This window comes from Pseudonocardia humida (assembly GCF_023898865.1).
Taxonomy (GTDB): Bacteria; Actinomycetota; Actinomycetes; order Mycobacteriales; family Pseudonocardiaceae; genus Pseudonocardia; species Pseudonocardia humida.
Window position 1 is genome coordinate 26687 of sequence record NZ_JAGSOV010000093.1, and the last position, 8192, is coordinate 34878.

Consider the following 8192-nt stretch of genomic DNA (forward strand, 5'->3'; position numbering starts at 1 on the left):
GCTCAAGCGTCGGGACCTGTGGGGTGTGTCACCGCCCCTGACGCCCGAACCTGGCGATCAATGAGCGGCACCGAGCTCCAGGGCGAGCACACCGGCGACGACCGGCGCGATGCCGCCGAGCTGCACCGGGGTGAGGGTGTCGCCGAGGAGGACCGCGCCGATCACTGCGACCAGCGCGACGCCGGCGCCGGCCCAGATCCCGTACGCGACACCGACCGGTATCCCGGCTCTCAACACCTGGGACAGCAGGCCGAAGGCGCCGAGGTAGCCGATCACCACCAGGATCGACGGGACCGGCCGGGTGAAGCCGTCGGACAGGCGCAGGTTGATCGTCGCGGTCACCTCGAGGACGATCGCTGCGGCCAGGAGCAGGTACGGCACGGTTCATGCCTCTCCCGCGGCGCGCCCGCCCAGGTGGCGGGCGAGGAACCGCTCCAGCGTGCGGTAGAGCTCGATGTTGCTGTCGGGGTTGATGAACCAGTGGCCCTCACGCTCGTTGAGCAGGTACTCCACCTCGGCGCCACGGGCCCGCAGGGCCTCGACGACCCGGTCGGAGTGGCGGCGGTCGATCCGCAGGTCGTTGGCGCCATGGACGAGCAGCACCGGGGCGGTGATGTGGTCGACTCGGCTGATCGGCGAACGGGCGAGAAGGTCGGCCGCCTGCGCCGGGTCGTCGGGATCGCCCAGGTAGCGGCCGAAGGTGTTCACGGCGGCGCGCCTGGCGAACGGCACGACCGATCGGATCACGTCGACGAGGTCGGACATCCCGGTGTAGCTGATCGCGGCGGCGAACCGGTCCGGGGTGAACGCGGCCCCGACGAGTGCGGCGTAGCCGCCGTAGGAGCTGCCGTAGATCGCCACCCGGTCGCGGTCGGTCCAGCCGTGGGCGATGGCCCAGTCCAGGGCGTCGATGACGTCGTCGTGCATGCGGCCGGCGAACTGCCCGATCGCGGCCTGGGTGTGGGCCTTGCCGTAGCCGGTGGAGCCGCGGAAGTTCACCTGCAGCACCGCGTAGCCGCGGTTGGCCAGCAGTTGCACCTCCGGGTCGTAGCCCCAGCTGTCGCGGTACCAGGGTCCGCCGTGCAGCAGCACCACGGTCGGCAGGTCGCGGGGCTCGATCCCGATCGGCAGGGTCAGGTGGCACGGCAGGTCGATGCCGTCCCGGGCGGGGACGGTGATCGGGGTGACCGGCGCCAGCCGGGCCGGGTCCAGGTGCGGGTAGGGGCGGAACAGCCGCCGGGCGGTGCCGGTGGTGTGGTCGTAGCACCAGGTGACGCCGGGATCGCGGTCGTGGGTGAAGTCCACGACCCAGCGCTGCGCGTCGGCGTCGCAGGAGATGTGGGCCAGGTCGCCGTCGGAGAGCTCGGTCAGCCGTGGCAGCACCGCGGTGAAGTGCGGGTCGAGGGCGTGGATCTCCTGGCGGGCCCCGAGGTAGCGGGCGCCGAGCAGCTGCCCGGTCGCGGGGTGCACGATCAGCGAGGACGGGAAGCGCGGGTCGGCCTCGGGGCGTGGGGTGTCCAGGTCGAACACGGGGTGGCTGTCGACGCCGCTCTGTTCGCCGGTGTCGAGGTCGAGCCGGGCCAGCCGGGTGCGGTCCGAGCCGCGGGCGGAGCCGATCCACAACCCCGCCCCGTCCGGGGTGGGCACGCAGGGCAGGGCGCCGAAGGGGTGGTCGAGCCCGGGGAACCGGCTGATCAGCCGGGGTGCGCCGGCGTTCCAGTCCGACAGCAGCTGCGTGCCGTCGTCGGTCATGCTGAAGGCGAGGATGCGTCCGGTCGGCGAGCGCAGCCAGCTGATGACATCACCCGGGTTCTCGGCGAGCACGGTGAGGTGGGCGGTGTCGAGGTCGAGCTCGTGGAAGTCGATCAGCTCGGGGCGGCGCGCGTTGAGCTGCACGTACACCGTCCTGGGCCGGTCGGCGGAGAGCTGGGTGCCGATCACACGTGCGCCTGGGATCGGGGTCAGGTCGACCGCGGGCTGCTCGGGCCGGGTCAGGTCGACGCGGTGCAGGTGGTGGTTCTCGTCGCCGTCGGTGTCCTGGGTGAACAGCAGGTAGCGGCCGTCGGCGGCCCAGAAGAACGTCTCGATGCTGCGGTGGTCGTCGGAGGTCACACGCCGCGCCGACGGGTCGTCCGCGGCGTCGGTGTCGGGCCAGTCGCCGTCCAGGTCGCGGACGAACACGTTGAGGCGGTCCCGCCACGGGGCGAGGTAGGCGACCTTGGTGCCGTCGGGGGAGATCTGGGCTCGGCTGCGGGCGGGTGGGTCGAAGAACTCCTCGACGGTGATCAGGGCGGTCGGGGCGGATAGGGCCGTCACGGGATCCTCCGGGGTGTCGTGCCGTGTCGTGTCTCGCGGATATGCGGATTGCAGACCGTGACGTTGCGTCCGGCTCAAGGCCCGACCGCGTGATTCGCGCCGCGCGAACGGACAGGTCGGGACGTGGCCCCCCGGAGCCGGCCAATGCAGGACGAGATGACGGGGTCCGACCTGAACCGTGAGCCGCGGTGTCGCCGTACGTGGCTTCTACCGATGCGAAGGTGCCGTCGGCACCACGAGCCTCGTGGTCGTAGGCGCTGAGGAACCGCTCGCAGAATGCACAGCTGAACGGAAGGTTCGACAATGACTACGCAAAGACAGCCGGTTGCCGTCGTCACCGGCGCCGGAAGCGCACACGGAATCGGGTTCGCGGCGGCCCGCCTTCTCGGTGCCGGCGGGAGCCGTGTGGTGATCACATCAACGACGGATCGCATCTTCGAGCGCGTCGCGGAACTGCGCGCCGCCGGAATCCGAGCGGAAGGGGTGGTCGCCGATCTCACTGGTCGGGCCGGTGTGGACGCCGTCGTCGCGTGCGCGTCGGATTCGTTCGGCGGCGTGGACATCCTCGTCAACAACGCCGGGATGACGTCGGTGTCCGACTCGTACGCTTCGGGCGCGATCGACGGGCTGTCCCTCGCGGACTGGCATGCCTCGCTCGATCGAAACCTGACCACGTCGTTCCTGATGATCCGTGCGGTGGCGGGTCTCATGCAGGCGGCCGGCTACGGCCGCATCGTCAACGTGTCATCGGTGTCGGGGCCCGTCGCCGCTTACGCCGGCGACGTCGCCTACCACGCGGCGAAGGCCGGCGTTGTCGGGCTGACGCGCGCGACGGCGATCGACATGGCTGCGGCGGGCATCACGGTGAACGCCGTCGCTCCGGGGTGGATCGACACCTCGTCCGCCTCCGACCACGAGCGGGCGATGGGCGCGGCCACACCCGTCGGCCGCTCCGGCACCGCGGAGGAAGTAGCGCACGCGATCGCGTTCCTCGCTGGGGAAGGCGCGTCGTACATCACGGGTCAGCTCATCACGGTCGACGGAGCGAACTCCATCAGCGAAGAGCGCGGGCGTTCGAGAACGTGAGCAAGACCGCTGCTCGGGGCTGACGGTTCTGGCGGGCAGCATCCCGAAGCCGGTCACGGCCGTCGCCGCCGACGAGTCGCGGAGCGTCGCGACGGCGCCGCCGGCTCCGGAGTAGGCGCCGACATCTCCTCGGCGTCGAAGACCGACATGATGACCGTCGCGGTGCTGGTGAAACCGATGGCGAGGGCGAGGAGGAGAGAAGGGACGAAGTCGGTCCGCGACGGGATCCAACCGCCGAGGATCCACGGCAGGACAGCCAGGGCCACGACCGCGAGCGAGGTGAGGATCTCGTTCGCGGCCAGAGCGGGGGACTTCCTCGTCGCGCCCCTTTTCACGATTCGACGGGTCGTGTCGACGGTGGCGACCGCGAGGGTCGCTGCGAGCACGAAGAACGCGACAACCGCCCAGACGGGCTCCGCACCGACCAAGGCGAGAGCGACGATCAGGGGCAGGCTGTAGGCGATGAGCACCCACGGGTGCCGGCCCGCATGTACTGGTCCGGCGTGCTGCCTGCGGCGCCGCGGGATCGGTGCAGCGCCGAGTCGAGGTAGGAGAACACCGCCACGATGAACGTGCCGACGAGGGTCGCTGCGATGCCCGCGATGGCGAGCAGGAACTCGTCGGTCACCTCACGCACTGTCGTCACCATCCTTGCTCACGCGCACCCGCTTTCACGCCGACGGCATCGGTTGGGCGGTGAGCACGACCGTGGTGGCCAAGCGGTGCGGCCGATCCCGGGCCCGAGGAGCCCACTACCCGGGCCGAGGAGATCCGGCAGACCGATCAGCCCGGTTCGCTGCCGTGTCTTCAGCCTCGTGCAGGTCACGGTGTCTTCGCGTCGGTGGTAGCCCCGACATCCCCGCCGCTCGCGCCCACCCCGCACCGGGAGACGGGCCGGCGGGCGCGCTTCGCATCGGTGACAGTCACCTAGCTAGGCCGGTGCGCACCCGAGGCTCGAAGGCTGGACCCCGCTCGGCGCACGGCCCGCGGTGTGTTCCCGCTCTCGCGGGCTGGACCGTGCCGCGACGGCCGGGTGTCTGGTGGGCGTCGACGACCGAGCCGGAGGAGTCCGATGTCGACCAGCGCGCTCGCGGTCCGTGGTCGGCTCGTGCTGCCGCTCGTCGTGCTGGCGCTCGCGTCGGCGGTGCTGCTGTACCTCAACCGGAGCACCGCGTGGGGATGGGGCGCCGTCGCCCTGCTGCTGGCCGGGACCGCGTTCGTGGTGCTGCGCTCGCGCCGCCCGGCCCTGCGGGTGACCGCGTGGGGCGTGAGCACGGTCCTGCTGGCGGTCACGGCGTTGGGAAGCCACCCGGGCCCGCAGCACCGCCCGGTCGCGGGCGAAGGCGCCGTCTCCGGCGGGGTCGTCCGGACGACCTACGGCCCGGTGTCCGGGCTGCGGACCGCCGACGGGGCCGTCGAGGTGTTCGCCGGCGTGCCCTACGCCCGGCCTCCGGTCGGTGAGTTGCGCTGGCGCCCCCCGGTGCCCCCGCAGCCGTGGACGACGGTCCGGGCGGCGACGGAGTTCGCCGACGTGCCGGTGCAGCCCTCGTCGTCGTTCGCCCTGCGGGCGTTGCAGCAGACGGTGGACGTCCCGCTGGCCGAGGTGTTCGTCAACCCGTACCCGACCGGCGAAGACAGCCTCTACCTCAACGTCTGGCGCTCCACCCGGCCGCGGTCGGCGGCGCTGCCGGTGATCGTGACGGTGCCGGGCGGCGGGTTCGCGACCGGTTCCGGGGAGCTGCCGGTGCTCGACGGCGCGCCGCTGGCCCGGCGCGGGGACGTCGTCGCGGTCACCGTCAACTACCGGCTCGGGGTGTTCGGTTTCCTCGCCCATCCGGAGCTGGATGCCGAATCCCGGTACGCGAGCTCCGGCAACTACGGGTTGCTCGACCAGGTCGCCGCACTGCGTTGGGTCAAGGACAACATCGCGGCGTTCGGCGGCGACCCGCAGCGGATCACCATCGCGGGCGAGTCGGCGGGTGCGGAGAGCGTGTGCCTGCTCTCGACCATGCCGGCCGCCGAGGGCCTGTTCGAGCGGGTGATCGGCGGGAGCGGGGGCTGCATGGGGACGGCGGGTGACACCGCGGCCGGCGACCAGGTCGACACCCGCGATGTGGCCCGGCGGGCCGGGCTGGAGCTGAGCTCCCGACTCGGCGGGGCCTCGGTGGCGGAGCTGCGGGCGATGCCCGCGGACCGGGTGTTCGCCGCGTCGCGGGAGCTCGCCGGGCACTGGCGCCCGTCGATCGACGGGCACGTGCTGCGCAGGGCCGCGGCCGAGGTGTTCGCCGCGGGGGAGCAGCACGACGTCCCGATCCTGGTGGGAAGCAACGCCGACGAAGCGTCGCTGGCGCGGGCCGCCCCGCCCGACACCGACCCGGCCGCCTACCGGGCCGACGTCGAGCGCCGCTTCGGGACCGACGCCGAGGAGTACCTGCGGCTCTACCCCGGCCGGTCGGACGCCGAGGTGCTCGACTCGATCCTGCACGCCGACGCCGATCGGGTCATGCACCGGGCGGTGCACCTCTGGGCGCGGGAGCACACCGGGACGGCGGACGCCTACGTCTACTACTTCACCCGCGTCCCACCCGACCCGGCGCTGCGCGAGTTCGGCGCCTACCACGGGGCCGAACTCATGTACGCCTACGGAACCCTCGGCGCGGCCGGCGACGCCGGGTACACCCCGGCCGACCTCCGGCTGTCCGACCAGATGACCGACCACTGGGTGCGGTTCGCCGCCACCGGGGACCCGAACGGGCCCGGCCTGCTCCGCTGGCCGTCGGTGGCCGAGTCCCCGGAGCACGTCATGGAGCTGGGGGAGCGCAGCGGCGTGCGTCCGAGACCCCGGGCCGAGGCGGTCGACTTCTGGCTCCGCCAACCCGGACCGATCGCGTGACCGACGAACGACGAAGACGGTCCGAGGCTGTCACGGGGCTCTCATGAGGAGCACCAGGATGTCGGTGGGCGCCCGCCGATGCTCGACTGCAGGCAGCTCACCGCCTCCCGCGGGCCCCGGTCGATGCCGCTGCGGCACGCTCCACCCGGTCGATGTCGTTCGTCGAACCCGACGAGTGCGGTCGTGCCTACTCGACCGGTGCACGACGCGCGCCCGATCCGCACGCCGTATGGCGGCGGACACAGCGGCTTGAGCGTGCCGCGACGGCAGGGTTTCTCCTGGGCGCAGTCGACCACACGACCCAGGAGGACGTCATGGACGCCACCGACCGCGACCGCGGCCCGGCCCGCGAGAACCCGTCGGCCGGGAGAACACCCGACGGCCCAGGGGCGACGCTGCTCGACCAGATGGGCGGCCCGATCGGTTTCGTCTACTCCGCCGCCCCCGTGGTCGTGTTCGTGGCGGCCAACGCCTTCCTGCCCCTGACCGAGACGATCATCGTGTCGGTCGCCGTCGGGCTGGCCATCGCCGGCTACCGGCTGCTGCGCGGGGAGCGGTTCAGCCTGGCCGTCGGCGGGCTGCTCGGGCTCGCCCTCGCGATCGGCATCGTGGCCCTGACCGGGTCGGCGCGGGACTTCTTCGTCGTCGGCATCTGGGCGTACCTGGTGGCGTTCGTGGTCGCGCTGGGCTCGGTGCTGGCCCGCCGTCCGCTCAGCGGCCTCGTGTGGAACCTCGTGCACGGTGGCACCCACGACTGGCGGGCCGACCGCCGCGTCATGCGCGCCCACGACGTCGCCACGCTCGCCGCGGCGGTGGTGTCCGGGGCCCGGTTCGGCGTGCAGCAGTGGCTCTACGTCAGCGACGAGACCGGCTGGCTGGGGTTCGCCCGGGTCGCGATGGGCTGGCCGCTGACCATCCTGGCCGCGCTGGTCGTCGTCTGGGCGTGGCGGCGCAGCAGCACGCGGCTGCTGCCGTCGGCCTGACGGTGCCCGGCCGGCCCCGCCCGGCCATCGGCGGACCATCCCACGCACTGCGAGAGGACGCACCATGCCCACCCCCGACCCGAACCCGCAGCCGAGGCTCGTCCCGGTCGAGGAGTTCTTCGCCGACCCGGGGTTCATCGTGCCCACGATCTCCCCGGACGGCACCCGGATCGCCTACCTCGCCCCGCACAACGGACGGCGCAACGTCTGGGTCCGCGGCGTCGACCAGAGCCACGACGACGCCGTCCCGGTCACCCACGACACCCGCCGCGGGATCACCACCTACCACTGGACCGACGACCCCCGCTTCCTGCTCTACCAGCAGGACACCGACGGCAACGAGGACTGGCACCTGCACCGCGTCGATCTCGACGACCCGGACGCGCCGGCGGTCGACCTCACCCCCATGGGACCGGGCTCGCGGGTGTTCGTCGTCGAGCCGCTGTCGTCGGTGCCCGGCACGGTCCTGGTCTGGATGAACCCGGAGGTCGAGAGCATCGACGTCTTCCGGGTCGACGTCGCCTCCGGAGAGGTCGTGCTCCACCACCACGAGGCCGACCCGCTGGTCACCACGCTGCTCGACCGCCGGGGGGAGCCCGCGTTCCAGGTCGCTACCGAGGACGACGGCACGATCGCCATCTCCGGGATCGACCGCGCCAACGGGACCCCCCGGCTGCTGCGTCGGATGGGCGGGGCCGAGTACCCGCTGAGCGTGCAGCCCCAACTGGTCACCCCGGACGGCGACGGCCTGCTCGTCGGCTCCTACGCCGGCGGCGACGACCTGCGCCTGGTCCGCATCGACCGGGAGACCGGCGAGGAGACCGTCGTCGCCGCCGTACCGGGCCGGAGCCTGGACAACTTCGGCATCCTGGCCCCCGGGGTGCTGCCGCCCGCGGTGTACACCCACCGCGGCA

Annotated in this window: 7 protein-coding genes and 1 pseudogene; 4 read left to right on the forward strand and 4 right to left on the reverse strand. The window is 72.5% G+C overall.

Translation table 11 applies throughout. The features are described from left to right. Positions 1-57: 57 nt before the first annotated feature. On the reverse strand, positions 58-381 hold the full coding sequence (locus KDL28_RS37950) for a DMT family transporter (protein WP_252446328.1): 324 nt from the start codon (positions 379-381) through the stop codon (positions 58-60). A gap of 3 nt (positions 382-384) precedes the next feature. After that, the gene (locus KDL28_RS37955; protein ID WP_252446329.1) at positions 385-2316 is read right to left on the reverse strand and encodes a S9 family peptidase; all 1932 of its coding nucleotides are present in this window, start codon (positions 2314-2316) and stop codon (positions 385-387) included. Between the two features lie 303 nt (positions 2317-2619). Between KDL28_RS37955 and KDL28_RS37960 the strand changes: the two genes are divergently transcribed. Beyond that, positions 2620-3402, forward strand: a complete 783-nt coding sequence (locus KDL28_RS37960; protein WP_252446330.1) for an SDR family oxidoreductase — start codon at positions 2620-2622, stop codon at positions 3400-3402. A 53-nt stretch (positions 3403-3455) separates the two neighbouring features. Here KDL28_RS37960 and KDL28_RS37965 read toward each other — a convergent pair whose 3' ends face one another. Then, positions 3456-3872, reverse strand: a complete 417-nt coding sequence (locus tag KDL28_RS37965; protein WP_252446331.1) for a hypothetical protein — start codon at positions 3870-3872, stop codon at positions 3456-3458. Next, the gene (locus KDL28_RS37970; protein ID WP_252446332.1) at positions 3845-4030 is read right to left on the reverse strand and encodes a hypothetical protein; all 186 of its coding nucleotides are present in this window, start codon (positions 4028-4030) and stop codon (positions 3845-3847) included. Before KDL28_RS37970 ends, KDL28_RS37965 begins: the two co-directional genes overlap by 28 nt. 444 nt (positions 4031-4474) lie before the next feature. Between KDL28_RS37970 and KDL28_RS37975 the strand changes: the two genes are divergently transcribed. The 3 genes and pseudogenes from KDL28_RS37975 to KDL28_RS37985 all read left to right on the forward strand — a co-directional run. After that, positions 4475-6295, forward strand: coding sequence for a carboxylesterase/lipase family protein (locus tag KDL28_RS37975; protein ID WP_252446333.1), 1821 nt, complete (start codon positions 4475-4477; stop codon positions 6293-6295). A 314-nt stretch (positions 6296-6609) separates the two neighbouring features. After that, the gene (locus tag KDL28_RS37980) at positions 6610-7278 is read left to right on the forward strand and encodes a DUF3159 domain-containing protein (RefSeq protein ID WP_252446334.1); all 669 of its coding nucleotides are present in this window, start codon (positions 6610-6612) and stop codon (positions 7276-7278) included. Between the two features lie 64 nt (positions 7279-7342). Beyond that, positions 7343-8192: pseudogene (locus KDL28_RS37985) on the forward strand (LpqB family beta-propeller domain-containing protein); the annotation flags it as partial.

What these genes read in the sequence shown, in the direction of transcription:
- KDL28_RS37960 (WP_252446330.1), top strand. Translation starts at nt 2,620, where the DNA reads ATGACTACGCAAAGACAGCCGGTTGCCGTCGTCACCGGCGCCGGAAGC.
- KDL28_RS37975 (WP_252446333.1), top strand. Translation starts at nt 4,475, where the DNA reads ATGTCGACCAGCGCGCTCGCGGTCCGTGGTCGGCTCGTGCTGCCGCTC.
- KDL28_RS37980 (WP_252446334.1), top strand. Translation starts at nt 6,610, where the DNA reads ATGGACGCCACCGACCGCGACCGCGGCCCGGCCCGCGAGAACCCGTCG.